The 26,846-nt window shown below is 61.5% G+C and carries 20 protein-coding genes; 3 read left to right on the top strand and 17 right to left on the bottom strand.

Going from position 1 to position 26,846, the window contains the following annotated elements:
* Positions 1-6: 6 nt before the first annotated feature.
* The 16 genes from D8U73_RS14230 to D8U73_RS14155 all read right to left on the bottom strand — a co-directional run bounded on the left by D8U73_RS14230 (position 7) and on the right by D8U73_RS14155 (position 21,176).
* The gene (locus D8U73_RS14230; protein WP_130904828.1) at positions 7-1,650 is read right to left on the bottom strand and encodes an ABC transporter ATP-binding protein; all 1,644 of its coding nucleotides are present in this window, start codon (positions 1,648-1,650) and stop codon (positions 7-9) included.
* A 2-nt stretch (positions 1,651-1,652) separates the two neighbouring features.
* The gene (locus D8U73_RS14225; RefSeq protein ID WP_056855313.1) at positions 1,653-2,480 is read right to left on the bottom strand and encodes an ABC transporter permease; all 828 of its coding nucleotides are present in this window, start codon (positions 2,478-2,480) and stop codon (positions 1,653-1,655) included.
* 3 nt (positions 2,481-2,483) lie between these two features.
* The gene (locus tag D8U73_RS14220; RefSeq protein WP_056855312.1) at positions 2,484-3,443 is read right to left on the bottom strand and encodes an ABC transporter permease; all 960 of its coding nucleotides are present in this window, start codon (positions 3,441-3,443) and stop codon (positions 2,484-2,486) included.
* Positions 3,444-3,610: 167 nt separating this feature from the next.
* Positions 3,611-5,212 carry an ABC transporter substrate-binding protein gene (locus D8U73_RS14215; RefSeq protein ID WP_130904827.1) on the bottom strand — a complete coding sequence of 534 codons (1,602 nt, stop codon included), beginning with the start codon at positions 5,210-5,212 and terminating at the stop codon, positions 3,611-3,613.
* Positions 5,213-5,310: 98 nt separating this feature from the next.
* Positions 5,311-6,726 carry an aldehyde dehydrogenase family protein gene (locus D8U73_RS14210; protein ID WP_130904826.1) on the bottom strand — a complete coding sequence of 472 codons (1,416 nt, stop codon included), beginning with the start codon at positions 6,724-6,726 and terminating at the stop codon, positions 5,311-5,313.
* Positions 6,719-7,909 carry an aminotransferase class I/II-fold pyridoxal phosphate-dependent enzyme gene (locus tag D8U73_RS14205; RefSeq protein WP_130904825.1) on the bottom strand — a complete coding sequence of 397 codons (1,191 nt, stop codon included), beginning with the start codon at positions 7,907-7,909 and terminating at the stop codon, positions 6,719-6,721. The genes D8U73_RS14210 and D8U73_RS14205 overlap by 8 nt, the downstream gene beginning before the upstream one ends.
* Before the next feature lie 24 nt (positions 7,910-7,933).
* Entirely contained in the window at positions 7,934-9,541 is a 1,608-nt protein-coding gene (locus tag D8U73_RS14200) for a 5-guanidino-2-oxopentanoate decarboxylase (protein WP_130904923.1), read from the bottom strand.
* A gap of 10 nt (positions 9,542-9,551) precedes the next feature.
* Positions 9,552-11,651: an acetate--CoA ligase family protein gene (locus D8U73_RS14195; protein WP_056855308.1), complete on the bottom strand. Its 2,100-nt coding sequence runs from the start codon at positions 11,649-11,651 to the stop codon at positions 9,552-9,554.
* Positions 11,652-11,669: 18 nt separating this feature from the next.
* Complete coding sequence (locus D8U73_RS14190) at positions 11,670-12,830, bottom strand: acyl-CoA dehydrogenase family protein (protein WP_130904824.1); 1,161 nt, start codon at positions 12,828-12,830, stop codon at positions 11,670-11,672.
* 42 nt (positions 12,831-12,872) lie between these two features.
* The gene (locus tag D8U73_RS14185) at positions 12,873-13,664 is read right to left on the bottom strand and encodes an enoyl-CoA hydratase-related protein (protein WP_130904823.1); all 792 of its coding nucleotides are present in this window, start codon (positions 13,662-13,664) and stop codon (positions 12,873-12,875) included.
* Between the two features lie 330 nt (positions 13,665-13,994).
* Positions 13,995-15,407, bottom strand: a complete 1,413-nt coding sequence (locus D8U73_RS14180) for an amino acid permease (RefSeq protein ID WP_130904822.1) — start codon at positions 15,405-15,407, stop codon at positions 13,995-13,997.
* 206 nt (positions 15,408-15,613) lie between these two features.
* Positions 15,614-17,875, bottom strand: a complete 2,262-nt coding sequence (locus D8U73_RS14175; RefSeq protein ID WP_130904821.1) for an ATP-binding protein — start codon at positions 17,873-17,875, stop codon at positions 15,614-15,616.
* Positions 17,872-18,651 carry a transporter substrate-binding domain-containing protein gene (locus D8U73_RS14170; protein ID WP_130904820.1) on the bottom strand — a complete coding sequence of 260 codons (780 nt, stop codon included), beginning with the start codon at positions 18,649-18,651 and terminating at the stop codon, positions 17,872-17,874. The genes D8U73_RS14175 and D8U73_RS14170 overlap by 4 nt, the downstream gene beginning before the upstream one ends.
* The gene (locus D8U73_RS14165; RefSeq protein ID WP_056855303.1) at positions 18,651-19,367 is read right to left on the bottom strand and encodes a response regulator; all 717 of its coding nucleotides are present in this window, start codon (positions 19,365-19,367) and stop codon (positions 18,651-18,653) included. Before D8U73_RS14165 ends, D8U73_RS14170 begins: the two co-directional genes overlap by 1 nt.
* Positions 19,368-19,442: 75 nt before the next feature.
* The gene (locus D8U73_RS14160) at positions 19,443-20,090 is read right to left on the bottom strand and encodes a TetR family transcriptional regulator C-terminal domain-containing protein (protein WP_056855302.1); all 648 of its coding nucleotides are present in this window, start codon (positions 20,088-20,090) and stop codon (positions 19,443-19,445) included.
* Positions 20,091-20,381: 291 nt separating this feature from the next.
* A complete protein-coding gene (locus tag D8U73_RS14155; protein ID WP_056855301.1) occupies positions 20,382-21,176 on the bottom strand; it encodes a class II aldolase/adducin family protein in 795 nt (264 codons plus the stop codon).
* Between the two features lie 281 nt (positions 21,177-21,457).
* On the opposite strand from D8U73_RS14155, the gene D8U73_RS14150 reads away from it, so the two are divergent.
* Positions 21,458-23,413 carry an FAD-dependent oxidoreductase gene (locus tag D8U73_RS14150; RefSeq protein WP_130904819.1) on the top strand — a complete coding sequence of 652 codons (1,956 nt, stop codon included), beginning with the start codon at positions 21,458-21,460 and terminating at the stop codon, positions 23,411-23,413.
* A gap of 166 nt (positions 23,414-23,579) precedes the next feature.
* Positions 23,580-24,176, top strand: coding sequence for a cupin domain-containing protein (locus D8U73_RS14145; protein ID WP_130904818.1), 597 nt, complete (start codon positions 23,580-23,582; stop codon positions 24,174-24,176).
* Here the strand turns inward: D8U73_RS14145 and D8U73_RS14140 are convergent.
* Positions 24,173-25,105, bottom strand: a complete 933-nt coding sequence (locus tag D8U73_RS14140; protein ID WP_130904817.1) for a helix-turn-helix domain-containing protein — start codon at positions 25,103-25,105, stop codon at positions 24,173-24,175. The two genes, D8U73_RS14145 and D8U73_RS14140, sit on opposite strands and share 4 nt — an antisense overlap.
* 161 nt (positions 25,106-25,266) lie before the next feature.
* Between D8U73_RS14140 and D8U73_RS14135 the strand changes: the two genes are divergently transcribed.
* Complete coding sequence (locus tag D8U73_RS14135; protein ID WP_056855297.1) at positions 25,267-26,625, top strand: glutamine synthetase family protein; 1,359 nt, start codon at positions 25,267-25,269, stop codon at positions 26,623-26,625.
* The last annotated feature ends 221 nt before the right edge of the window (positions 26,626-26,846 follow it).

Genomic DNA, 26,846 nt, shown 5'->3' with positions numbered 1-26,846 from the left:
GGTTCCTTAGACTTTTTCCAGCGTAGGGTTTGAATTCTTGGTGCGGCTCGCCAGCAAACGGTCGAGCCAGTCCGGGTCCATTTGCGGTTCGGAAGAAAACAGCAGTCCGGTGTAGTCCTCGTGCGGCGGCGTGAAGATCTGGCTGCGCGTGCCTTGGTCGACCACCCTGCCCCGCTGCATCACCAGCACGTGATCGGCAATCGCCCGCACGGTGGCAACGTCATGGGTGATGAACAGGTAGGCGACGCCGAGTTGTTGCTGAATGCGGTTGAGCAGCTTGAGCACACCTTCGGCCACCAATTGATCGAGGGCGGACGTCACTTCATCGCAGATGATCAATTGCGGATCGGCCGCCAATGCCCTGGCAATGCAGATCCGTTGCTTCTGCCCTCCGGACAACTCCCGGGGCTGGCGCTCCATGAAGGTCGCCGGGTCCAGTTCGATCATTTCCAGCAACTCGGCGACCCGTGCGCGCATCGCTTTGCCTTTGAGCCCCAGATAAAACGTCAGGGGCCGGCCGATGATGTCGACAATGCGCTGACGTGGATTCAGTGCGGTATCCGGGATCTGATAGATCATCTGGATGCGCCGCAGTTGCTCTTTGCTGCGCTGGCGAAAGTCCGCCGGCAGTGGCTGGCCGTCATACAGCACCTCGCCATAGGTGGGCGGCAGCAAACCGGTGATCAACCGAGCCGTAGAGCTTTTGCCGCTACCGGATTCGCCGATCACCGCCAGGGTCTGGCCGCGATACAGCTGCAACGAAACGTCATGCAGCACCGGTTGATGTCCGTAACTGGCGCAACTCTTACGCAGTTCAAGCAGCGGCTGTTCCTGCTGTGGACACGCCTTGGGGTCAGTGCGGAAACTGCGCACCGCCCACAACGATTTGGTGTAGTCCTCCTGCGGGTCGCCGAGCATCTTGCGGGTCACGGCCTCTTCCACCCGTTTGCCGTGACGCAGCACCATGATGCGGTCGGCCATTTGTGCGACCACCGCAAGATCGTGGCTGATGTAGATCGCCGCGCTGCCGTAGGTCTTCACCGCATCGCGTATCGCCGCGAGCACTTCGATCTGGGTGGTGACGTCCAGCGCGGTGGTCGGTTCGTCGAAGATGATCAGGTCCGGATGGCAAGCCATGGCCATGGCGGTCATCACGCGCTGCAACTGCCCACCCGACACTTGATGCGGATAGCGCTGGCCGATGGTTTCCGGACTGGGCAGACGCAGCACGCGATACAGCTCAATAGCTTCGGCCATGGCCTGATCTCGGCTCATACCCCCGTTTGTCACGGCGGTTTCAACGTGCTGGTCAATCAGCCGATGGGCAGGATTGAACGAGGCCGCCGCACTTTGCGCTACATAAGCGATGCGCAAACCGCGCAGCTTGCGCAGGGCTTCGGGTTTGGCCTTGAGCATGTCGATGCCGTCGAAATGCACCGAGCCTCCAGTGATCCGGCAGCCGTCACGGGTGTAGCCCATGGCCGCCAGCCCGAGGGTCGACTTACCCGCGCCGGACTCACCGATCAGTCCCAGGACCTCGCCGCGTTGCAACGTCAGGTCGATGCCCTTGATCAGCGGATGCCACGCGTCTTCGTAGTGACCTTCGATCTGCAGGTCGCGGATTTCCAGCAATGGTTTGGACGTCGTCATGTTCAGCACTCCTTTAGGCCGCTGGACTTGTGCAGCATCCAGTCGACGACGAAGTTGACGCTGACCGTGATCAACGCCACGGCCAGGGCGGGCAGCAGCGGGCTGATGTCGCCGAAGGTGATCAGCACGGCGTTGTCGCGCACCATGCTGCCCCAGTCGGCGGTGGGCGGTTGAATGCCCAGGCCGAGGAACGACAAGGCACTGATGAACAGGAACACGAAACAGAAGCGCAGGCCGAACTCGGCAATCAGTGGCGCTGCGGCATTGGGTAGCACTTCACGGGTCACCAGCCAGTACAGGCCTTCCCCCCGCAAGCGTGCGGCTTCGACGAAGTCTTGCACCACCACGTTCATCGCCACCGCCCGTGACAGGCGAAACACCCGGGTCGCATCCAGCAGGGCAATCACCAGCACCAGCGAGGTCGCCGTGGTGCCGACCACGCTGAGGATCAGCAAGGCGAAGATCAATTGCGGAATCGCCATCAGGATATCCACGACCCGCGACAAACCCTGATCGATCCAGCCACCCTTGATCGCTGCAACCAACCCGCACGAACCACCAAGCAAGAACGCCAGCAGCGTGGTCAGGAAGGCAATGCCCAGGGTGTTGCGGGCGCCGTAGACCAGACGGCTGAACATGTCACGCCCCAGGTTATCGGTGCCCAACAGGAACTGCCCGCCCCAGGGTGCGAAGCCCTCGCCCACGACCTGGGTTTCACCGAACGGTGCAAGCAGCGGCGCGAACAACGCCACGAGGATGTACAGCACAATCACCAGCAGCCCGAATTTCGCGCTCAGCGGCGCCCGGATCAATTGTTTGAACAGGTTCATGAACTACCCCTTCGGATGCATCAGGCGTGGATTGCTCGCGATCGACAGCACATCGGCGCTGGTGTTGAGCAGGATGTACGTCGCGGCAAAGATCAGGCTGCAGGCCTGTACCACCGGAATGTCGCGCTTGGCCACCGAGTCCACCAATAACTGACCGAGCCCCGGATAGACAAACACCACCTCGACCACCACCACACCGACCACCAGGTACGCCAGGTTCAACGCGACGACGTTGACGATCGGCGCCAGGGCGTTGGGCAAGGCATGGCGAAAGATGATCCGCGATTGGCTGATGCCCTTGAGCCGGGCCATTTCGATGTAGGGGCTGGCCAGCAAATTGATCAGGGATGCGCGAGTCATGCGCATCATCTGCGCGATCACCACCAGGCTCAGGGTCGCCACTGGCAGCACCGAACGTTCCAGCACTGTGCCGAGGGAGGCGTCCGGCGACAGGTTGGAGATGCTCGGGAACCAGTTGAGCTTGACCGCGAACAGCAGAATCAGGATGTAGGCGACGAAGAACTCGGGGAACGACACAGCGCTCAACGCCGAGGTATTGAGCAAGCGATCAAACCAGCTATTGCGATACAACGCCGCGAGCATGCCCAGCAGCAACGCCAGTGGCACCGATACCAGCGCCGCCAGCAATGCGAGGCTGAAGGTGTTGCCCAGGCGCGAACCGACCAGGTCAGCGATGGGTCGCTGGTTGGCCAGTGACACGCCGAGATCGCCCTGCAGCAATTGCCAGATCCAATGCCCGAAACGGGTCAGCGGCGGCAGGTCCAGGCCCAATTGCGCGCGGTAAGCCGCCACGGTTTCCGGAGTGGCGGACTGGCCGAGCATGGCTTGGGCGATGTCCCCCGGGAGCAGGCCGACAGCCAGGAAGATGATCACCGATACAGCGAACAGCGATAACAGGCCCAGGGCCAAACGTTGCCCCAACAGCTTGAAAATACTTCTCATCGTGCAGTTCCTTGAATTTGGGCACGCCTGTGAAGACTGCAAATGTCCGATGTGGGAGCTGGCTTGCCAGCGATAGCGGCAGGTCATGCAACATCAATGTTGACCGTGCCAACGCCATCGCTGGCAAGCCAGCTCCCACACGGGTTTTCATCGCATCGATTATTTCGTTATGCCTGCCACCACCGCTCGATCACCCGCAAGCCATCCAGTTCGCCATACGGCGCTGTCTGCCCGCCGTGCGCGACACGGTTGGATCGCGCTGCCACCGAACTGGCGAACAACGGCACAATCGCCCCGCCCTCATCGCGGCACAGGCCCTGCATTTCGTTGTACATCTCGCGGCGCAGCGGTTCGTTCATCTCGCCACGGGCGGCATTCAGCAGTTGATTGAATCGCGGGTTGTCCCAGTGGGTTTCGTTCCACGCTGCGCCTTTGGCGTAACCGATGCTGAACATGCGGTCGGCGGTCAGGCTGCTGTACCAGAACGAGGTGGTAAACGGCTGCTTCATCCACACGTTGGTGAAAAAGCCGTCGGCCGGTTCACGCACCACATCGATGTCGATCCCGGCTGCACGGGCCTGTTCCTTGAACAACACGGATGCGTCGACAGCGCCGGTATACGCCGCGTCGGAGGCTTGCAGGCGCACCTTGAGCGAATCCAGGCCGGCCTTTTTCAGGTAGAAGCGCGACTTATCCGGATCGTAGGTGCGCTGCTCCAGTGCGGTGTTGATGAAGCGGCTACCAGGCTGGATCGGATGGTCGTTGCCGACCAGGCCGTAGCCGTACAGCACCGAGGCCAACAAGGTTTCGCGGTTGATCGCATGCTTCATTGCCAGGCGCACGTCATTGTTCTGAAACACCTGGCTGTCGGTGAGCATCGGGAAGGTGTAGTGCTGCGCGCCTTTGGTTTCCTCGATCACCAGGTTCGGGTTGCGCTTGAGCAATGCCACGGTTTTCAAGTCGACCTTGTTGATCACGTCCACTTGCCCGGTGACCAGTGCGTTGATTCGCGCCGCGCCATCGCCAATCGCAATCAGCTCGGCGCCGGCGAAGTGTGCCCGCCCTGCCTTCCAGTAATCCGGGCTGCGTTCCAGGGTCATGCGCACGCCCGGTTCGAAATCCTTCAAACGATAACCGCCGGTACCGACAGCGGCCTGCCAGTCCGGCACGCCGTCCTTGCTCGGCATGATCACCAGATGGTAATCGGCAACCACGTAGGTGAAATCGGCGTTGCCTGATTTGAGTTCGAACACCACGCTGTCGCTGCCGTTGGCACTGACCTTGGCCACATCGCCCAGCACGGTTTTGGCCGCCGAGCTGGATTTTTCCCCGAGGTGATGCTGGATCGAGGCGACCACATCGTCGGCGGTCAGGGTCTTGCCATTGTGGAAGGTCACGCCCTGGCGCAATTTGAACGTCCAGACCCGTGCGTCCGGGCTCGAGGTCCAGCTTTCGGCCAGTTCGGGGATCGCCGTGCCGTCGACGGCAATCTCGGTCAGGGTGTTATAGATCGCCGAGAACCCGACGAAGGTGAAGGTATCGACCCAGGAGCCGGGGTCTTTCGAATCGGTGGTGCTGCCACCGGCCAGGCCCAGGCGCAATACACCACCGGGTTTCGGCGTCGCCTGCGCCGCCATGGCGCCAAACGGCAGGCCCATGGAGAACGCCCCGGCTACGGCAGCCGCCGCGGCGCTGTACCTCAAGAAGTCGCGACGCGGGAAGCTGAATTCATGGTTCGCTTGAGTAATCTTGTTTTTGTTATCGCTCATTGGATTGCCCCTGATCAAAAGCTAACGGAATACCCATTCAAAACAACGCAAAACACCGGACCAAGGCCCGGTGCGTACAACGTTTGAATCGCCAACGGTCACACCTGGATCGCCTTCACTTCGACAAATTCGTTCAGTCCTTCTTCCCCCCACTCCCGACCATTGCCCGATTGTTTGTAACCGCCGAACGGCGCCTGATAGTTGAACGCCGCGCCGTTGAGGAAGCATTGGCCCGCACGCATTTGCCGCCCCAGATGCAAGGCACGCTCGGCGCTGCCGGCCCACACGCCACTGGACAGGCCGAACGGCGAGTCGTTGGCGATCTGGATGGCTTGCGCTTCATCGGCATAGGGAATCAGGCACAGCACCGGGCCGAAGATTTCTTCCTGGGCGATGCGCATGCGGTTGTCGACATCGGCGAACAGCGTCGGGCTGACGTAGAAACCCCGTTCAAATGCTGACGGCGTATCACCACTGCACAACAGCCGCGCACCTTCCTGTTGCCCGACCTTGATGTAATCGAGCACGGTGCGACGTTGCCCCGCCGAACACATCGGCCCGAGAAAACTGTACGGGTCGAGCGGATCGCCCATTTTCAGGCTCAGGGTTTCGGCCAGCGCAAGCTCCAGCGCTTCGGCGTAGCGACTGGCTGGCAGCAGCATGCGGGTCAGAGCCGTGCAGGTTTGACCGGAGTTGATCATCACGTCCTGCACGCCATAACGAACCGCTGCGGCCAGGTCGGCGTCTTCGGCGATCAGCAGCGGCGACTTGCCACCCAGCTCCAGACACACCCGTTTCACTGAAGGCGCTGCCGCCTGTGCCACACGAACGCCTGCGCCGGTAGAACCGGTGAACGACACCATGTCGACATCCGGGTGCTTGGCCAGTGCTTCACCAACCTTCGAACCCGGCCCGCTGACCAGATTGAACACCCCGGCCGGCAGGCCAATGGCTTCGATCATTTGCGCCAGCAAAAACGCGTGCAGCGGCGTTTCCTGACTCGGCTTGACCACCACCGTGCAGCCAGCAGCCAGTGCCGGGGCCAGCTTGCCGATCAGTTGATGCAGCGGGTAATTCCATGGATTGATAAAGGCGCAGACACCGACCGCCTCGCGAATCACCAGCGAGTTGCCGACTTCGCGCACTTCGTCCATCAAGTGCGTCAGCTCGATGTACTGCTCAAGGCCGATGATCGGCCCGTCCACTTGCACCGAGCGGCACCATTGCACCGGCATGCCCAGTTCGGCGGTGATGACCGCGGCCATTTCGTCGGCGCGGTTGCGCAGTTGTTCGGCCAAGGCACGGAGGTATCCGGCGCGAACGCTGGCAGGTGTACGCGACCATGACGCGAAGGCTTTGCGCGCCGCGGCCACAGCGTTGTCGACATCGCGCTCATCGCCCAACGGCACGCTGCCGGCGACTTCCTCGGTGGCCGGGTTGATGACCTCGGCCACGCCTTGCCCCGAAGGTGTTTGCCAGCGGCCATCGATAAACAATGTCTTGTGGTTAAGCATCAACCTGGGCCTCCATCAGTTCCTGGGCACAACGGGCGATGCGCTGACAGGCATCGCGCAACGGTTCGGCGCCGACCACCAGGCCGAGACGAATATGCCCGGCCGCGCTCGGGCCGAAAGCTTCACCGGCCAGCACCGAAACGCCGTGGCGATCCAGCAAGCGATCGGCAAATGCCTGGGCACTGAGCCCGGTTTCGCGGATATCCACCATCACGAACATTCCGCCATCGGGCTTCAACGCCCGTACGCCGGGGCATCTGCCGAGGATGTCGCACACCAGGTCGCGGCGCTGGCGATAGGCCTCACGCATGGCGTGCAGCTCAGGCAAGTCACTGTCGAGCGCGATCACCGCGGCGTCTTGAATAAAGTCCGGCGAACCGTAGAGCATGCACAGCGCCAAGTTTTCCAGGTGCGCGGTCAGTGACGGCGGCGCCACCACCCAGCCGACGCGCCAGCCGGTCATGGCGTGGGATTTCGACAGGCTGTTGAGGGTCGCGGTGCGCTCGGCCATGCCCGGCAGACTCGCCGGGCTGACATGCTCGCCTTCAAACAGCAGTTCGCTGTAGACCTCATCGGAAATCAGCCACAGGTCATGGCCGATGCACAGCTCGGCCAGCGCTTGCCAGGTGCTGCGCGGCAAGCTTGCGCCCGACGGGTTGTGCGGGCTGTTGAGCGCCAACGCACGGGTACGCGGGGTGATGCGTGCGGCAACGTCTTCGGGCAACACGCGAAAGCCGTTCTCCGAACGCACGGGTACGGGCACTACCACGGCGCCACAGGCACCGAACACCGCTTCGTAAGTGACGTACATCGGTTCGGCGACGATCACTTCATCGCCTGGGTTCAGTACGCATTGGGCAACGGCGAACAGCGCACACTGCGCACCGGCCAGCACCGTGACCTGATCGGCAGAAACGCGTTGCCCGCTACGTTGCTGATGGCGCCTGGCGATGGCTTCACGCAGGGCACGCTTGCCGCGCACCTCGGCGTAGTGAGTGTTGCCGTTGAGCAAACTGTCGATGGCGCCCTGCACGATGGGCTGCGGCGTGTCGAAATCCGGGTCGCCCACGGACAGCAGCAGGATGTCTTCACCCTGCTCGCGCAGTGCCAAAGCGCGATAATGAATATCCCAGGCGGCAGCGCCGTCCCCGGCGATACGTTGAGTCAGATCGGAAAAGCGCATGGCTTCATATCCTTCAAATACAGATCAATGGGCGCAGGCATGCTTGAGTTCGATCAGGGTCACGCCGTTGCGCTTGAAGCCGTGGCGCAGGTCGGTTTGCAGCTCCGCCAGGCTTTGCGGCTGGGTCACGGTGCAACCGAATGCACGTGCGAGCGCGGCGAAGTCCGGGTTGCGCGGCAGCACGCCAATCGGCTCGATATCGAGGCCGAGCATGTCATCGCGGATCTGCCCCAATGCATCGTTATTCCAGAGCAACACCACCAGTGGGCTGTCCAGTTCCTCGACAGCGGTGGCCAGTTCCTGAGCGGTGTAGAGGAAACCGCCATCGCCCACCAGCACCAGACCGGGGCGCTGCGGTGCGCCAAACTTGGCGCCAATGCCGGCCGGCAGGCCGTAACCCAACGTCCCGTAACCGGTCGGGTGCAACCAGCTGCGAATGGCGAGACTGTCGAAGGCGTAGTTGCCGGTGTAGGCCAGTTGGGTCATGTCGGTGCTGACGAACGCGTTTTCCGGCAGCTCTGCAGCAATGCGCGCCAGAATCGATTGGTGAATCTGTTGCAGCGGACCATGGCTGGCCTTGACCGCTTCGCGTAGCGCGGCAACCGAGGCAATCGCTGCGCTGGCGTCACGTACGCTGGATGGCAGGCGCTCGAGCAAACCGCTGAGGGTTTGATGCGCATCGCCATGCAAAGCCACCGCGCACGGGTAGAAGTCGTTGAACTTGCGCGGGTCGATGTCCACGCGCAGCAGTTGAGCGTTGAGCGGCAGGCGTTCGCGCCAGAAATCGGTGTCGGCCATTTCGGTGCCGACCGCCAGCACCACGTCGGCTTCGGCAATCAGCTTCCAGCCGGGTTCTACGCACAGGGACGAACCGGCGTTCAACGCTGCGTTCGGTGGCAACAGGCCTTTGCCGGCGACGCTGGTGAACAACGGCGCCGCCAGTCGTGTGCTGATCTCCAGCAGTTGCTCGGCAGCATTCAAGGCACCGCCACCGGCGATGATCATCGGCCGTTTTGCGCCGTTGAGCCTGGCTGCTGCGTCATCAAGGGCGGTGGCACAAGCCGGGCCGCGGGTCGGACGCCGCACCACGTCATTGCTCCAGTCGCGGGTAATCGGCGCCGACAACACGTCCAGCGGCACCGAAATGTGTACCGGACGCGGGCGCTCGCTGTCGAACACCGCGTAGGCCCGGGCGATCAGTTCCGGCAGGTCTTCGGCGGTCAGTGCCACGGCGGAGAACGCAGTGATCGGCGCGGTCATCGCCCGTTGGTCCTGGCATTCGTGCAGGCTGCCCCACCCCTTGCCGAGACTGGCGCTGTGGTTGACGCTGGAAATCACCAGCATCGGAATCGAGTCGGCGTAAGCCTGGCCGATGCCGGTGGCGGCGTTGGTCACGCCGGGGCCGGTGATGACGAAGCACACGCCGGGCTTGCCGCTGACCCGGGCATAACCGTCAGCCATGAAACTGGCGCCCTGTTCGTGACGGGTCAAGACGTGGCGAATGCCGCTGCCCGGCAGGCCGCGATACAGTTCCAGGGTGTGAACGCCGGGAATGCCGAATACGGTATCGACGCCGTAATTGGCCAGCAGACGCACCAGCGCCTGGCCACCGGTCAAGGTTTTGCTTTGCATGTTCATGTCCTCACTCGTGGCCGAGGCGAATCAACGCATCGACTGCGGTCGTGCCATCGGCGCCGACCAACAATGGGTTCACATCGAGTTCCAGCAACTGCGAGGCGTTTTCGCAGGCGTAATCGGCGACCGCGCGAATCGCTGCCACCAACGCCTCCAGATCCGCCGCTTCACGGCCACGGAAACCTTGCAGCAACGGTGCGCTGCGCAGGCTGAGCACGGCATGGCGGATGGCGCCGTCGGTGGTTGGCAGCAACAGGCTGCGACTGTCCTTGAGCAATTCCACCAGAATGCCGCCCGCGCCAATCACCAGCGCCAGACCAAAGTCGTTTTCGCGCTTGATGCCGACAATCAACTCGGCCAACGGCGGTTTGGCCATGGGCTCCAGCAGCAGTTGATCGAACGGTACGCCCGGTGCATACGCGGCAATGTTCGAACGCATTTTTTCCAGAGCCGCGCTTAATGCGACGCCATCCTTGAGGTTCAGCGCCACGGCGCCGGCTTCAGTCTTGTGCGGCAACTGTGCGCTGACGGCTTTGAGTACCAGCGGATAGCCCAATGCTTCGGCGTCTTTCAACGCATTGGCCGGTGAGCTGAGAACACCGTTGGGTGTCGGCAGGCCGAAGACTCTTAACGCTTGTTTGGAATCCCATTCATTGAGCAATTCGCCTTCGCCTGTCAGCGCTTGCGGGCACAGCGGCACCAACGCCGATTCACCCAGCTCCAGCAAAGCCCGGCGATTGCGCTGGTAACCGGCAATGCGCCCCCACGCCGCGAGGCCATCCTCGACACCTTGCAACGCCGCCACGCCCTGGGCATGCAGACGAATGCGGGCGTGGGCCGGCAGTAACTCAGGGAACGCCGAAGTGACAAAACCGGTCTTGCCATGCCGTACCAGCGCCTTGCAGAACAGGTCCAGCAGCAGGTCGCATTCCTTGCGCTCGCCAGTGAACTCGGCCGGATAATCGAGCACCAGCATCGCCGCATCGGCTTCAGTACGCAGGGCACTGTCGAGCATGCGGTTCAAGGCTTCGCCGTCGCCCCAGATCGCCGTGGTGAAATCCAGCGGATTGACCAGGTTGGCGTAACTCGGCAGCACTTGGGCCAGTTCACCGACCTGGCCGTCATCGAGCTTTGGCAAGCCCAGATCGTTGCGTTCGGCGTAGTCGGCAATCAGCCCCGCATCACCGCCGGAGCACGCCAGCGCGATCACGCTGTTTCCCGCCGGCAAGTTGCCGCAGGCCGCGGCTTTCAGGGTTTCGACGAAACTCACCGGGCCACTGACGCGAATAACCCCAAGGCGATCGAACAGCGCGTCATACAGCGCATCGGAGCCGGACAGCGAACTGGTGTGACTCAGGGCCAGTTCGGCGCCGATCTGCGACACGCCGGTTTTCAAAGCGATGATCGGGATGCCCTTCTCCAGCGCCTTGTGCGCGGCGCGGGCGAAACCCGGGACGTTTTTCAGGCCTTCGAGGTGCAGGCCGATAGCAGTGACCCGCGGCTCGTCGAGTAACACGTCCATCAACTCAGCGACGCCCAGTTGCGCCTGATTGCCAACCGAAGCCATGTAGGCCACTGGCAGCGAGCGGTCGCTCATCGACAGGTTGTAAGCGAAGTTGCCGCTTTGGGTCAGCACCGCCACGCCCTTCTCCACCGCTTTGCCGCCGTGGGCCACCGGCCAGAGTGCGCAGCTGTGCAGATAGTCGAGCAGGCCGTAGCAGTTGGGGCCGAGCAAGGCCATGTCACCGGCGGCTTCGAGCAGTTGTTGTTGCAGCGCCTGGCCTTCGGCACCGGTTTCGGCAAAACCCGAGGCATAGCAAATCGCGCCGCCCGCACCGATGGCGGCGAGTTCAGCGATACAGGTCAGGGTCAAGTCGCGGTTGGTGGCGATGAATACCGCGTCAGGGCCGCAGGGCAAGTCAGCAATACTGCGTACGCAGGGCACGCCTTCAAGGCTGTCGTTCTGCGGATTGACCAGCCACATCTGCCCTTGGTAGCCACCTTCGGCGCAGCGCTTGAGGGCACGCGCCATACTGCGCCCGCCCACGAACGCCACATGCTGTGGCGCGAGCATGCGTTTGAGGTTGTCACGAATGGTTTGCGACATGGAAATTCTCCGGGCGGATCAGCGCAACAGTGGCCGCAGCAGTTCGCGGGAAATGATGTGGCGCTGGATTTCCGAAGTGCCTTCCCAGATCCGCTCGATCCGCGCGTTGCGCCAAATGCGCTCCACCGGACTCTCGTCCATCAGGCCCATGCCGCCAAAGATCTGCACCGCCTCGTCAGCCGCACGTCCGAGCACTTCGCTGGCGAACAATTTGGCCATGCCGGCCTCGCCATCGGTCATGGTGCCCTGGTCCATTTTCCACGCGGTGTGCAGGGTCAGCAGTTCGGCAGCGCGAATCTGCGTGGCCATGTCGGCCAACTTGAACGACACGCCCTGATAGGTGCCGATCGGCTGGCCGAATTGCTTGCGATCCGCCGCCCATTGCAACGAAACATCGAGTGCGCGCTGGGCCTGGCCGACACAGTTGGCCGCCACCATTACCCGCCCGGCAGTCAGCCAGGCGTTGGCCACTTCCCATCCCTTGCCGACTTCGCCCAGCACTTTGTTGGCAGGAACGCGGCAATCGTCGAAGAACATTTCGAAAGTGTGGTAACCACGGTTACTCACACATTTCGGTCCACGGCGAATGGTCATGCCCGGTGTGTTGCGGTCGACCAGGAACGAGGTCACGGCGTTACGCTTTTTACCGTTGTGTTCGTAGCTGTCGGTCACGGCGAACACGATGGCGAAATCGGCATGCCCGGCATGGCTGATGAAGTGTTTGCTGCCATTGAGGATGAAGTCATCGCCCTCGCGCACGGCGCGGGTCTTGATCGCATTGGCGTCGGAGCCGGCACCCGGCTCAGTGAGGGCGAAGCAATCGATTTTCTCGCCCTGGATGCACGGCAGCAGGTAATCGTTGATCTGCTCGCCGGTGCAAGCCATGAGGATTTTCGACGGTCGCGCAACGAACACATGCAGCGCCCAGGAGACTTTCGACAGTTCCCGCTCGATCAGCGCCTGGGACAGGTAATCAAGACCGCCACCGCCGACCTCTTCCGGCATGTTGAAAGCGTAGAAACCGGCCGCAATCGCCTTGCCGCGAATCTGTGCCGCCAGTTCCGGCGAAACCTCGTCGGCACGGTCGACTTCGGTCTCATAGGGCAGCAGCTCCTTCTCGACGAAGCTGCGTACCGAGTCCACCAACATTTCTTGTTCTTGGGTCAGTTGGAAATTCATGCTGCTACCTGTTGTTCGTGTGCTGATAAAGGGGGGCGAGGCTTAGCGGCCGATGAAGCGTGGCGGACGTTTATCCATGGCGGCGCGCAAGGCTTCGCCACCGTCTTCGCTGCGACCGCAAAGCAGTCCGGCGGCGAGTTCGGCTTGCAGTTGTTCGGGCAGGCTGCGCTCGGCGCCTTCACGGATGAGTTTTTTGGTCTGGGCGAAAGCGAATGTCGGCCCGGCCGCCAGCCGCGCGGCCAGCTCGCTGGCAACGGTCAGCAGTTGATCGTCGGCGCAGACTTCGCCGACCAGCCCGGCTGCAAGAGCACGGTCAGCGCCCCACAATTCGTCGAGAAACAGCAGGCGTTTGGCTTGTTCGCTGCCAATCAGGCGTGGCAAATGCCAACTGGCGCCGGCATCCGGCGAGTAGGCCATGCTGGTGTAGCCGGCCTTGAACCGCGCGGACTGCCCGGCGATGCGCAGATCGCAGCACAGGGTCAAATCCATCCCGGCGCCGACGGCGGTGCCGTTAATAGCGGCAATGGTGGGTTTTTCCAGGCTGTGCAGACGCGTCATCAAGGCGTGGGCGGTTTCGGTCCAGCCGTAGGTTTCCAATGCGCCGCGGGCTTCGGCGTCGGCCCACTCATCGAGGTCGGCGCCAGCACAGAAACTGCGACCGCTGCCAGTCAACACCACCACGCGCACCGCTGGATCGGTGTTGAAGCGATCGAGCAACGCCTGCAGGTTTTTCAGGGTCGGGATGTCCAGCGCGTTGCGCTGTGCGCTGCGATTGAGCGTGATCCAGGCAACGCCCGCTTCGACCTGGCTGAGCAGCGAATCATGAGTAGTCATGCGAATCCTCGAATTATTTTGATGAGTCTGAGGTGATGCGACTTGAAGCCATACTAAACGAGTGTTCAGCAAGGCGGCAATTGTTGGTGGAATGAGCTGTAACAAGCTCTATGAATCTCTAAAGCATTGGTTTTGTTGAATTGTTTCTGATGGCGCGAGCGCAAGCCGGTGGCGCTGTTACAACTTCGAACAACTCGCTACGGCCTCCCCAAAACCAATGTGGGAGCAAGCCTGCTGGCGATAGCGTCATCACATTCAACATCTCTGTTGACTGATGCTCCGCTATCGCCAGCAGGCTGGCTCCCACAGGGGATGTACGGATTGAAGGGATTACACCGTGGGCAAGCTCGGCGCCAACACGCCCTGGCGCTTGCGGTGAATCAGGAAGTACGCGCCGTAGCACAGCGCAATGAAACCAAAGCCCCAGTACAGCGATGGCCGTTGGGTTTCATCCAATGCGAGGAACACGAACAGCGAGCAGCACAGCGTGATGCACATCAGTGGCAGTACCGGGAACCACGGTGCGCGATATTTCAGATCGCTGAGTTTGCCGCCTTCGCGCAGGTAGGCCTTGCGGAATTTGTATTGCGCCAGCGCGATGACAATCCAGGTCACAGTGCCCGACATCCCGCTCACTGCCATCAACACCATGAACAAAGTGTCGGCCGCGATGAAGCTGGTCATCAGCGACACCAACGCGAAACACAAGGTGATACTCAAGGCGCGCAGCGGCACCCCGCGTTTGCTCAGTGGCGACAGGCTCTTGGGCGCCATTCCGGTTTTCGACATCGCCCACAGGATGCGCGTCGAGGCATACAGGCCAGAGTTGCCCACCGACAGGATCGCGGTGAGGATCACGAAGTTCATCAGGTCGGCGGCGTAAGGAATGCCGACCATGTCGAACACCTGCACGAATGGGCTTTCCATCAGCCCCGCTTGCTGCCACGGCACGATGGCGGACAGCACGATGATCGCCAGCACATAGAAAATCAGCACGCGGAACACCACGTTGCGCACCGCACGCGGGATGCTTTTTTCCGGCTGATCGGTTTCGCCGGCGGCCACGCCCATGATTTCGCAACCCTGGAAGGCGTAGACCACGGTCATCATCACCGCGAACACTGCCGACAAGCCGTTAGGGAACAACGAATCGCCAATCAGGTTGCTCGCCATCGGCGCCGGAGCACCGCTGCTCAGCGGCATCACCCCGAAGATCACCAGCACGCCAACCACGATAAAACCGAGAATCGCCGCCACCTTGATCCCCGAAAACCAATACTCGGCTTCACCGAACGCCCGGGTCGCCAGCGCGTTGATACCGAACAGCACCACCACGAACAGCGCCGACCAGTACCAGATCGGCACATCCGGAAACCAGCGTGTCATCAACATCCCGGCGGCCGTGAATTCAAGGCCGACGGTGGTCGCCCAGCTCATCCAGTACACCCAACCGATCATGAACCCGGTCGCCGGGCCGATGTATTTGGTGGCGTGGGTCTGGAACGATCCCGATACCGGCATCTGCACCGACAGTTCCCCCAGGCAGACCATCACCAGGTACATCAGGAAACCGGCCACCAGATACGCCAGAATCGCCCCCACCGGGCCACCCTGATTGATGGTCACGCCGGAGCCCATGAACAGCCCGGTGCCGATCACCCCGCCCAGGGACAGCATGAAGATGTGCCGGCTTTTCAGGGCGCGGGTCAGGTGAATGCCTTTGCGATCAGTATTTTCGTTCATGTCAGCACCCCAAGTCGGTGAGGTGCGCAGTGCATGACAGGACGTCAGGGCACGGGGAGAAATCAGCTTTACGGCCATTCATTATTATTATCTCCAATAAGCTTCGAAGACCGCGCTGCGGCGGTTGCGTCGATTATTGGAAAGCCATGTAAGCTCGCGTTGTACGTAAAGATCGAAGTTGTGAAAAGTCGTAACAAACTTGTACGTCAGCGCTGCAACAGCTGTTCCAGCGTGCCCAGCGCCCGTTGGCATTGCCCGTCGATCTGCTGTGCCAGCAGGCGCACGGCCGCCTCATCGTTGATGCGTGCGGCGTCCTCCAGCGAACGCAACGCATTGGCCAACGCACGAAACCCCAACGAATCGCAGCTTCCCGCCAGGCGATGAGCCAGGTGCGCGACTTCGGTCCCGTCTTCGGCGCCAATGGCTTCGCGCAACGCCTCACGATGCTGCAGGATCGATTCGCGCAGTACTGCCAGCAGCCCCTGCACTTTCTGTTCGCCCAGCAAGTCGCGATGGGTTTGCAGCAGCGGCCAGTCCATCGCGCTGTCTTCGTGCATCGGTGGCGGAGTCGATCGTTGCTCCCTCAGGGCTTTGCGCAGATTGTCCAGTTTCAACGGTTTGGCGAGCACCCCGTCCATGCCGGCATCGAGATAGCCGCGCACCAGTGCCGGTTGCACACTGGCGGTCAGGGCAAAAATACGTGCGGTGCGGTTCGGTCCGTCGAGGCTGCGCAGGCTTTTGCACAGTTCCACACCGCTCATGCCCGGCAGATGCACGTCCAACAGAATCAGGTCGAATGCCTGCGCAGCACATTGGCGCAGCGCCTGTTCGCCCTCTTCGGCCAGCCAGACCCGATGGCCGTCGCGCTCCAGCAAACCCGAAACCACTTCCCGATTGAGCGCCACGTCCTCCACCACCAGAACCTTCAACGCCGGCCCCGGCACGTCCACCGGCACCGGACTCGTCACGCCAACAGCAGGTTGCAGCGTCAGTTCAAACCAGAAACAACTGCCCCGCGCGACTTCACTGGTGACACCGATGCTCCCGCCCATCTGGTCCACCAGGTGTTTGCAGATCGCCAGTCCCAACCCGGTGCCGCCGAAACGCTGCGCCACTTCATCGCTGGCCTGGGTGAAACGCTCGAAGATCTTTGCCTGCATCGGCGGCGCGATGCCGATGCCGTTGTCGGTGACACTCACCCGCAAGCGATCTGCGCGAGTGCCTTCAGGCTGCGCGAGCAACGCCACGTCGACACTGACCTCGCCGTTCTCGGTGAACTTGATCGCGTTGGCCAACAGATTGCTCAAGACCTGGCGCAAGAACTGTTCGGCGCCGTGATAACGCTCGGCCACCCGCTGATCTATTCGACACTGCAGCACCGTGTCATTGGCCAACGCCTTCGGTTCCAGCAAGGTCAACACTTCGTCGAGCAATTGCCGAACCGAGAAATCCACCGGCTCCGGCAGGCTCGCGCCCTCCTCCAGTTTGGCGAAGAACAGCACTTCGTTAAGGATGGTCAGCAAACCTTCGCCGGCCTTGTGCAGTGCATCGAGCCGTTTGCCATCGCGCTCGTCCAGCCGGGCATCGCGCAGCAACTCAGCCATGCCGAGAATGCCGTTGAGCGGTGTGCGCAACTCATGGCTCATGGTCGCCAGGAACCGTGACTTGGCAAGGTTGGCCGCTTCGGCTTCATCCTTGGCGCGCATCAGGCTGGCGGTACGCCGCTCGACCATTTTCAACAATTCGTCGCGGTTGTCCTGCAAGGCCAGTCGATCGGATTCGCGGCGTTCGATGTCGCTGAGGATTGCCCGGCGCATGTCGTCGAGGGCGTGGGCGACTGTGTCGACTTCATCTTCGTTGGCGCTACGGCTCTTGCCCAGGCGCAGGGGTTCCTGCCACTGACCGGCGGCAATGCGCCGGGCAAATTCGGCCATGACCTGCAAGTGGCGGGTCACCAGGCGATAAAACAGGCCGGACAACGCCACCGCCAGGCCACACAGGAAGGCGCCCATCCACAACAGGCTGGTCAAGCCGCTGGCATACAGGCGCTGATACACCGCCCCCAGATCGGTGCTGACTTCCAGCTCACCCAGTTGGCGCAACGGGCCGGACGGTGGTTGATAGTCCAGTACAAAACGCTCGATACGCAGCGGCCCGATCGGACGCGGGTTGCCCTGCACCAGATCGAAATCGTTGCTGATCAGATGCACCCGTGCCACGTCGGAAAAGTCCACCAGCCCGCGCAATTGCACGTTCAACTGTTCCTGGTTCAGATCCCACAGGCTGCGCTCCAGGCTTGCCAGGTACCCGGCGCGGATCAGCTCCATGCGCGAATCGATCTCGCGCATCTCGCGCCGGTACTCGATATACAGCTGTACGCTACTGGCAAGCACGGTAAAGCACAGGCTGAACAACAGAATGAACAGCAGCAGACGCCGCAATAAACCACCGGATCTGCCGCGGATCATGGGGTGTTCGCCGGCAGATTGATCATGTCACGGTAGGTGACTTCGCTTTCATTGAGCAGGCGCTCGATGTCACCGGCATCGACCATGCGCTGCAGTTGCGCATCGATGTCCGCCATGCGCCCGGCCAGTGGCGAGCGGCGGGATACGGCGACCCGCAGATAATCGACGCTCAGGGCGGTGGGCAACGCGACGATGTCTTGCGCGCCGGCCAGGCTTTCGACGTAGAGCTGGCCGGTGCGGCGTTCCTGGGTGATGAAATCGATGCGCCCGCGAATCAGCTTGCCGAAGTTCTGGCGACTATCGGAGACCCACTCGATGTTGTTGTTTTGCGCGACCATGCGATCGAACTCCACGCCGTAGCTTTCGCCGAACAACAGCCCGCCCCGGTAATGCGCCAGGTCTTGCAGGTGTTCGAACTGCACCGGGTGCTGCCGGTTGACGAACAGCGCGACTTCTTCGCGCAGCACCGGGACAGTAGAAAACAGCATGCTTTGCTCGCGCTGCGCGGTGCTGTACGCCAGGACCACATCGACCCGGCCTTCGGCGGCATCGAGCAGGCAACGCTTCCAATTGCCCAGCACCACCACTTCAACCTCGTAGCCCAGTTGGCCGAACAGTTTTTTCACCACGCTCGGCGCCAGCCCACGGACGTGCTTGCCATCGCTCCAGGAAATCGGCGGGTACACCGGGTAATCGCAATAGCGCACCGTCTGCGCCGCGGACGTACTGCCCGCCACCAGTGCCAATATCAGGCAGAGCAGCCTGACTGCAGCCATCACGCCGCCAGGCTGGCAGTGAACAGATAACCGGCGCCGTGAATGGTGATGATCAACTGCGGTTCCGCCGGATCGTCATGCAACTTGCGGCGCAAACGCCCCACCAGCACGTCGATGGAACGGTCATTGGGCACCCATTCGCGGTTGCGGATCTGGTCCATCAACTGGTCGCGACTGAGCGTGTGACCGCTGTTGCGCAGGAACACGCTGAGCAACTGATACTCGCCGTGGGTCAGCAGGGTTTCACTGCCGGACGCATCGATCAGTCGGCGGCGGTCGGTGTCCAACGCCCAATCGGCGAACTGTTTGACCGGTTTGGACACAGCGGCCACCGGTGGCGGCGTCTGCGCGTGGCGGACCCGACGAATCAGGTTTTTCGCCCGGGATACCAGCTCACGTGGGTTGAGCGGTTTGATCACGTAGTCATCGGCGCCGCATTCGAGGCCGACGATGCGGTCGATTTCATCGTTGCGCCCGGTGATCAGGATGATGCCCACTTCCGAACGCACCCGCAGCTCGCGGGTCAGGGTCAGGCCGTCCTTGCCCGGCAGGCGAATATCAAGCATGACCAGGTCGACGCTCTGGCTGGCCAGAAAGGTTTCGGCCAGTTCCGCCGTGGCGGCGCTATGCACCTCATAGCCCTCCTGGGAAAGGTAGGCATGCAACAGTTCGCGAATCAGCGGATCGTCATCGACGACCAGTACCCGAGGAGTCATTGCTGGTGTCCTGCTTGTTTCTTATTAGAAGGGTGTTGCATCAGCGCCAGAGAGTAGCCACTGCTGAACGGGTGATCAACAGCTACTCGTCTGTATGCAGAAACGCTGGCGGCCACCGGCCTGCAAACCGTCGACCCAGGCTTCGCAAATCTGAATGCCTTGCTCCGGGGTAAAGGTGCCAGGGTTGAGGCCGGACTCCAGCCACAAGCCATCGAGCAATGCGCTGAGACTGATCGCCGCGAGATCGGCGTCAAAGTTTTCCCAGTTTTCTTCTTGTGCCAGTTCCATCAGCACCTTGCGCAGGATGCCGCGATACTCGCCGTAGGAGTGATCGTGGGCCTTGTTGATCGCCTCGGCGGTTTTCACCGCGCCCCAGAATGCCAGCCAGGCGTCGATCAGTTGCGGGTCGAGCAGTTCGGCGGAGAACGACCCACGGAAAAACGCCGACAGACGTTCGCGGGCATTGGGCGCCGCTTGCTCCATGGCGTCACGCAACAGGGTCATGACCCGGCCGGTGATCGCCATGTAGGCCTCGGCCACCAGTTCGTCCTTGCCGGAATAGTGATGGCTGATCAAGCCCACCGACACACCGGCCTCGGCGGAAATCTTGCGGATCGAGGCGCCCTGAAAGCCGTGGCGCTTGAGGCACGTCAACGTGGCCTCGATCAGGTTGGCCTTGCGCAACTCCGGTTCCATGCGGGAAAAACGGGCTTCCTGATTCATCGGCAACACGCTCCTGGATTCAATCATGGGGACTCGCGATTGGCCCGCGAGTTGAACGACTGTACAGCAAGAACAGGAAAAACCTCCAGTCAGTTACCAGCCTGAAAGACTTCGGAGCATGACCGGGCCCCATCGCTGGCAAGCCAGCTCCCACAGGGTTAGTGGGTGTACGCAAAATCTGTGCACACCAGAGAAACATTGTGGGTGTACGCAAAATTTGTGCACACCTGAAAACATTGTGGGAGCTGGCTTGCCAGCGATGAGGCCCGCCTCAACAGCCGAGAATCCAGATCAGTCCCGATAACCCGGCGCCACCCGCTCCAGCAACCGCAACATCGCCGCCCAGGCCAGTTGCATCGCATCCGGATCGCTCAGTTCGCCCTCTTCCAACGGCCGCCCCGGATCATTGAACTGGCGCTCGGTGTGCGCGCAGACTTCGGCGGATGGAAGTACCAGCTCACCGGCGGCCTGAGCAGCCAACTGAATCTCACAGGCCTTTTCCAGGTAATACATGCGTAAAAACGCCTGGCTGACGGTTTCACCGACAGTCAGCAAACCATGGTTACGCAGCATCAACACCGGCTTGTCGCCAAGGTCCTGCACCAAGCGCTGTTGCTCGCTCATGTCCAGCGCCACGCCTTCATATTCGTGATAAGCAACGCGGCCATAGAACTCCATGGAAATCTGGTTCACCGGCAACAAACCACACTTGAGTGCCGCCACCGCGCAGCCGGACCGGGTGTGGGTGTGCAATACGCATTGCGCATCTTCGCGGGCACCGTGAATCGCGCTGTGAATCACGAAACCGGCCGGGTTTACCGGGTACGGCGACGATTCGACGGCTCGGCCATCCAGACCGATCTTCACCAGATTCGACGCCGTGATCTCATCGAACATCAGCCCGTAGGGGTTGATCAGAAAATGATGGTCCGGCCCCGGAATGCGCACCGAGATGTGGGTGAAGATCAGGTCAGTCATGCGAAAGTGCGCGATCAGGCGATAACACGCGGCCAGTTCCTCGCGCAGTCGCTGTTCGATGGCGCTGCGCCCCGGGGCGGCAGTCAGATGGCTCGCGATCTCAATCATTTTTATGGTTCTCCAGGTTGATCGGCTGGGGCAGACAGTAAGGCTGGACGTGTTGAACGTCCAGTCGCTTTCCGTGCACCCAAGTAAAGAAATAGATTGATTTTTTACTACAGGTAAATTTCTATAGAAAAAAACAACATCAACTGACAATTTTGTAGGAGCGAGCCGCTCGCGATGGACGTCAACGATGACACCGTGAACCTGATACCCCGCGGCGTGTTTGAATCCATCGCGAGCAGGCTCGCTCCTACAAAGTCAGCCTGCCTGGAGTAGTCCGCACCATGCCGACACCTGCTTTCGCGCACCTGTTCGAACCCTTGCAGATCCGTGGCAAGCGCCTGAAAAACCGCATCATGTCCAGCGGTCATGACACGTCGATGCCCACCGACAACCTGGTCAACGAGCAACTGATCGCCTATCACCGGGCGCGTGCCGAAGGCGGTGTCGGGTTGATCGTGCTGCAAGTGGCCGGCGTGCATGACAGCGCGCGGTATACCTCCCATGTGCTGATGGCCACCGACGATGCCTGTATCGAGGGTTATCGCAAACTCGCGCAAACCTGCCACGCCCACGGCACCGTGGTGTTGTCCCAGGTGTTCCATCCGGGCCGGGAAATCATGGAGTCCAGCGACGGCTTGCTGGCGGTGGCCTACTCGGCCTCGGCGGTGCCCAACGAGCGCTTCCGGGTGATGCCACGAGCTCTGGACCAGGCGATGATCGACGAGATTGTCACCGGCTATGCCGCCGCCGCCCGCCGCTTGCATCAGGCCGGCATCGATGGCGTGGAAGTGGTCGCCAGCCACGGTTACCTGCCGGCGCAATTCATCAATCCCCGGGTCAACCGCCGAACCGATGGCTACAACGGCGAACTCGAACAGCGCCTGCGTTTTCTTCGCGAAGTCATCGCTGCGATACGCGCCGCCACTGACGAGCAGTTCATCATCGGCCTGCGCATCTCTGCCGATGAGCGCGATCCCGAAGGCCTGACCGAAGACGAATCCCTGGCCGCCGTGCAGTCGCTGCAAACTCAGCTCGATTACGTGCACATCGTCGCCGGCACCTCGGCGTCGCTGGGCGGTGCCGTGCACATCGTGCCGCCGATGGCGATCGAGGCGGCTTACCTGGCCAGGGAAGCCGGGACGTTCAAGGCCAGTCTGGCTATTGCGCTGTTCGTCACCGGGCGCATCAACCAGCCCCAGGAGGCCGAGCTGATTCTGGCTCGGGGCCAGGCCGATGTCTGCGGCATGACCCGGGCGTTGATTTGCGACCCGCAGATGCCCAACAAAACCGATACTGGCCGCGCTGAAGACGTGCGCGCGTGCATCGCTTGCAATCAGGCGTGTATCGGGCATTTCCACAAGGGCTTGCCGATCTCCTGCATCCAGCATCCGGAAACCGGTCGTGAGCTGATCTTTGGCGAACGGCAAACAGCTAAAACACGCAAACGGATCATGATCGCCGGTGGCGGCCCGGCCGGGATGAAAGCGGCCGCCGTCGCCGCACAACGTGGGCATGAAGTGACGCTGTACGAAGCCAGTCCGCAACTCGGTGGTCAGGTATTGCTCGCGCAATTGCTGCCACGGCGCAGCGAGTTCGGTGGGGCCAGCACCAACCTGCAACGGGAGATGGAATTGGCCGGTGTGCGCGTGGTGCGTAATACCCGCGTCAACCGCGCCTTGGTGGAGCAGGAAAAACCGGACATGGTGATCGTCGCCACCGGCGCCGAACCTTATTGGCCCATGTTCGAACGCGGTGGCGAATTGCAGGTGGTGGACGCCTGGCAAGTGCTGCGCGAAGAGGTGCAGATTGGCCGCTCGGTAGTGGTGGTCGACTGGCGCTGCGACTGGATCGGCCCCGGCATCGCCGAGCGCCTGACCCGCGCCGGGCATCAGGTGCAACTGGCGGTCAACGGCACTCATTGCGGGGAAAACCTGCCGTTGTATGTCCGCGATCAACTGGCCGGTGAATTGCACAAACTGGGCATCCCGATCATTCCGTACGCCCGGTTGTACGGTTGTGATGACAACACCGTGTATCTGCAACACACCGCCAGTGGTGAGCCGATGCTGCTGGAAAATATCGACACGCTGGTACTCTGCCAGGGCCATCAACCGGTCGACACGCTGGGTGCCGAACTGCAAGGTTTGGTGGAGTTTCGCCGTATCGGCGACTGCCTCGCGCCGCGAACGGCTGAAGAAGCGATTTATGAAGGTCTGAAAGTCGCGTGGGAGCTTTAAGCCTGTTTATACTCCGGGCCATCAACGGCTAACACCGACCCTGTAGGAGCGAGCCTGCTCGCGATAGCGTCACTGCATTCAACACTAAGTTGGCTGAGCCACCGCTATCGCGAGCAGGCTCGCTCCTACAGGGGTTTGCGCCACTCCTTCCGGTTCGGATTTGACCATGAGCAACAGCAACACCACACAGCCCGCAACCGGCGCCGCAGAGCCGCACTTTCTCGGCACGCGAATTCGCGGCCTGCGCAAACGTCGGGGCATGACCCTGGCAGCGTTGGCGCAACAGAGCGAACTGACCGCCGGCTACATCAGCCAGCTGGAACGCAACCTGGCCTATCCGTCGATCCCGGCGCTGTTCAATATTGCCCGCAGCCTCGGCGTGACCATCCAGTGGTTCTTCGCCAGCGAAGCCAATACCGCCCCCGAAGATGACGGCATCGTGGTGCGCAAGAACAGCCGACTGAGCGTGCATTACGAGGATGGCATCGTCGACCAGTTGCTCACGCCGCAACCCAATCAACAGCTGGAAATGCTCCACTCGCGTTTTCCGCCCGGCACCTACAGCCAGCAAAGCTACAGCCACGAAGGCGAGGAAGCCGGGTATGTGCTGTCGGGGCGCTTCGAGTTGTGGGTTGGCGAGCGCCATTTCCAGCTCTGTGAAGGCGACAGCTTCAGCTTTTCCAGCCGGGAACCGCACCGCTACGGCAACCCTGGTGAAGTCGATGCGGTAGTGATCTGGGTGATTACCCCGCCGACGTTTTAACGCCGGCCACGTCCAATGGGTTGAGTGGCACTTGCCCGCTTGAGCGTGTCGCTCGGCAACTCCTTGAACAGTGCACGGTAGCTGCTGGAAAACCGCCCCAAATGCCAGAACGACCAATGCATGGCCACTTCTGCCACGGTGGTTTGCGTCGGCGTGCGGCTGAGCAATTCACGGCGGGCACTGTTCAGGCGCCGCAGTCGCAGCCACTGGGTTGGCGCCATGCCCGTATAGGCCTTGAACGCATGCTGCAACTGGCGCAGTGAAACACCGGCAACCCGGGACAGCTCCAGCAGGTTGAGGTGTTCTTCCGGAGTGTCTGCTGCCCATTCCCCTACCCGCTTCATGATCGCCCGCTCTCCGGCCCGGCGCTGCAACGCGCCTTGATCGAGACAGACGCAGGCGTTGTCGAGAATAAACAGACAGTCATCCAGCAATTGCTGAGTCAGCGCTTCCCGGGTCGGCGGATCGAACGTCTGCGACAGCCGCGTCAGCGTGCTGCTCAGCCAACGGCAGAACAACGCGTTCTGCTGTGAGTTGAGCGGCGCCATGAACAACCCTTCGAGCCGGGCGACATCGAGGCGATTGCGTTGCACGAACTCCGGACCGAACACCACGGCGATTTCCTGGTAGTTCTCCGGGGTGATCCAGATGTTGCGGCTTTCACCATTCAACACGTACAGCGCGTTGTCACTGCGGTCGAAACAGAACGCCAGCGCCCCCTGCGGTGCACTGAAATTCTGCTCGACCCGGGTGTTCATGTGCTCTTCGTAGATCTCCACGCCCTGTAAATCCAGATAGCGCACCAGACCGGCGAAATGCCCCGGTGACATCTGTTGGTAATGCTGAGTCCAGCCCGGCGTGACACGGATTTGCTCGGCCACATCGACGGTGCTGAACGCTTGAACCTGGAGTGAATTGCCGTTTGTCATGGGTGACCTTGCGCACTCTTTTGGTGCGCTTTGTGCTGCTTAAAGTGGATAGATGGAACCGCGAGGCTCGCCCAAGATAGACGTCAACGCGCTACAGGGGAAGTGTCCGGCGGATGAAACCGGCCTCTCCTGGCGTTAATAAAACCAATAACGAGGTCTTTATGAATGTCCCTTTCGATCAGCTGTTCACTTGGCTGAAAGATCACAAGATTACCGAAGTCGAGTGCGTCGTCAGCGACCTGACCGGCATTGCACGCGGCAAAATTGCACCCACCAACAAGTTCCTACATGAGCGAGGCATGCGCCTGCCGGAAAGTGTGCTTTTGCAAACGGTAACCGGGGACTTTGTCGACGACGACATCTACTACGACCTGCTCGACCCCGCCGACATCGACATGGTCTGCAAGCCGGACGCCGATGCAGTCTACGTGGTGCCATGGGCCATCGAGCCTACCGCGATCGTGATCCACGACACCTTCGACAAGTTCGGCAACCCGATCGAACTGTCGCCGCGCAACGTGCTGAAGAAAGTCTTGCAGCTGTACACCGACAAAGGCTGGCGGCCGATTGTCGCACCGGAAATGGAGTTCTACCTGACCCAGCGCTGTGAAGACCCGGATTTGCCGCTCAAGGCACCGATGGGCCGTTCGGGTCGTGCTGAAAGCGGTCGTCAGTCGTTCTCCATTGATGCCGCCAACGAGTTCGACCCGCTGTTCGAAGACGTCTATGACTGGTGCGAATTGCAGGGCCTGGACCTCGATACGCTGATCCACGAAGACGGCCCGGCGCAGATGGAAATCAACTTCCGCCATGGCAATGCGCTGGACCTGGCCGACCAGATCACCGTGTTCAAGCGCACCATGCGTGAAGCGGCGCTCAAGCACAACGTGGCGGCGACCTTCATGGCCAAACCGGTCGGCGACGAGCCGGGCAGCGCCATGCACATTCACCAGAGCGTGGTGGATATCGCCACCGGCAAGCCGATCTTTGCCGACGCCGATGGCAACATGAGCGAGCTGTTCCTGCACCACATCGGCGGCTTGCAGAAATACATCCCGAAAGTGCTGCCGATGTTTGCGCCGAACGTCAACTCGTTCCGCCGCTTCCTGCCGGATACCTCGGCGCCAGTGAACGTCGAATGGGGCGAAGAAAACCGCACCGTCGGCCTGCGCGTACCGACCTCCAGCCCGGACGCCATGCGCGTGGAAAACCGCTTGCCGGGCGCCGATGCCAACCCGTACCTGGCCATCGCGGCCAGCTTGTTGTGCGGTTACCTGGGCATGGTCGAGCGCGTCGAACCGAGCGCCGCCGTCCAGGGTCGGGCTTATGAACGCCGTAACCTGCGTTTGCCGATCACCATCGAAGACGCCCTGACCAAAATGGAAGAGTGCGAAACCATCGGCCGTTACCTGGGCGACAAGTTCGTGCGCGGATACGTCGCGGTCAAACGCGCCGAGCACGAGAACTTCAAACGGGTGATCAGTTCGTGGGAGCGTGAGTTCCTGATGCTCAGCGTCTAACCAGTTCTCATGATCGTTGATCGTTCCCACGCTCTGCGTGGGAACACAGCCCGGGACGCTCCGCGTCCCTGCAACAGCCGAACGCGGAGCGTCCGTGGAGGCATTCCCACGCGGAACGTGGGAACGATCAACATTCCCCTGTGGGAGCTGGCTTGCCAGCGATAAATGATCGTTCCCACGCTCTGCGTGGGAACACAGCCCGGGACGCTCCGCGTCCCTGC

Origin of the sequence: Pseudomonas sp. Sample_22 (assembly GCF_004307635.1) — a bacterium.
Taxonomy (GTDB): Bacteria; Pseudomonadota; Gammaproteobacteria; order Pseudomonadales; family Pseudomonadaceae; genus Aquipseudomonas.
Note: the sequence above shows the minus strand (reverse complement) of the source record. Positions and strands in the feature narration are given on the sequence as shown.

Coding starts and splice junctions, on each gene's coding strand:
- D8U73_RS14220 (WP_056855312.1), bottom strand. CDS start 3,443: ATGAGAAGTATTTTCAAGCTGTTGGGGCAACGTTTGGCCCTGGGCCTG.
- D8U73_RS14145 (WP_130904818.1), top strand. CDS start 23,580: ATGAGCAACAGCAACACCACACAGCCCGCAACCGGCGCCGCAGAGCCG.
- D8U73_RS14200 (WP_130904923.1), bottom strand. CDS start 9,541: ATGCAAAGCAAAACCTTGACCGGTGGCCAGGCGCTGGTGCGTCTGCTG.
- D8U73_RS14155 (WP_056855301.1), bottom strand. CDS start 21,176: ATGATTGAGATCGCGAGCCATCTGACTGCCGCCCCGGGGCGCAGCGCC.
- D8U73_RS14140 (WP_130904817.1), bottom strand. CDS start 25,105: ATGACAAACGGCAATTCACTCCAGGTTCAAGCGTTCAGCACCGTCGAT.
- D8U73_RS14230 (WP_130904828.1), bottom strand. CDS start 1,650: ATGACGACGTCCAAACCATTGCTGGAAATCCGCGACCTGCAGATCGAA.
- D8U73_RS14175 (WP_130904821.1), bottom strand. CDS start 17,875: ATGATCCGCGGCAGATCCGGTGGTTTATTGCGGCGTCTGCTGCTGTTC.
- D8U73_RS14205 (WP_130904825.1), bottom strand. CDS start 7,909: ATGCGCTTTTCCGATCTGACTCAACGTATCGCCGGGGACGGCGCTGCC.
- D8U73_RS14150 (WP_130904819.1), top strand. CDS start 21,458: ATGCCGACACCTGCTTTCGCGCACCTGTTCGAACCCTTGCAGATCCGT.
- D8U73_RS14190 (WP_130904824.1), bottom strand. CDS start 12,830: ATGAATTTCCAACTGACCCAAGAACAAGAAATGTTGGTGGACTCGGTA.
- D8U73_RS14135 (WP_056855297.1), top strand. CDS start 25,267: ATGAATGTCCCTTTCGATCAGCTGTTCACTTGGCTGAAAGATCACAAG.
- D8U73_RS14165 (WP_056855303.1), bottom strand. CDS start 19,367: ATGACTCCTCGGGTACTGGTCGTCGATGACGATCCGCTGATTCGCGAA.
- D8U73_RS14170 (WP_130904820.1), bottom strand. CDS start 18,651: ATGGCTGCAGTCAGGCTGCTCTGCCTGATATTGGCACTGGTGGCGGGC.
- D8U73_RS14195 (WP_056855308.1), bottom strand. CDS start 11,651: ATGTCGCAAACCATTCGTGACAACCTCAAACGCATGCTCGCGCCACAG.
- D8U73_RS14215 (WP_130904827.1), bottom strand. CDS start 5,212: ATGAGCGATAACAAAAACAAGATTACTCAAGCGAACCATGAATTCAGC.
- D8U73_RS14180 (WP_130904822.1), bottom strand. CDS start 15,407: ATGAACGAAAATACTGATCGCAAAGGCATTCACCTGACCCGCGCCCTG.
- D8U73_RS14160 (WP_056855302.1), bottom strand. CDS start 20,090: ATGAATCAGGAAGCCCGTTTTTCCCGCATGGAACCGGAGTTGCGCAAG.
- D8U73_RS14210 (WP_130904826.1), bottom strand. CDS start 6,726: ATGCTTAACCACAAGACATTGTTTATCGATGGCCGCTGGCAAACACCT.
- D8U73_RS14225 (WP_056855313.1), bottom strand. CDS start 2,480: ATGAACCTGTTCAAACAATTGATCCGGGCGCCGCTGAGCGCGAAATTC.
- D8U73_RS14185 (WP_130904823.1), bottom strand. CDS start 13,664: ATGACTACTCATGATTCGCTGCTCAGCCAGGTCGAAGCGGGCGTTGCC.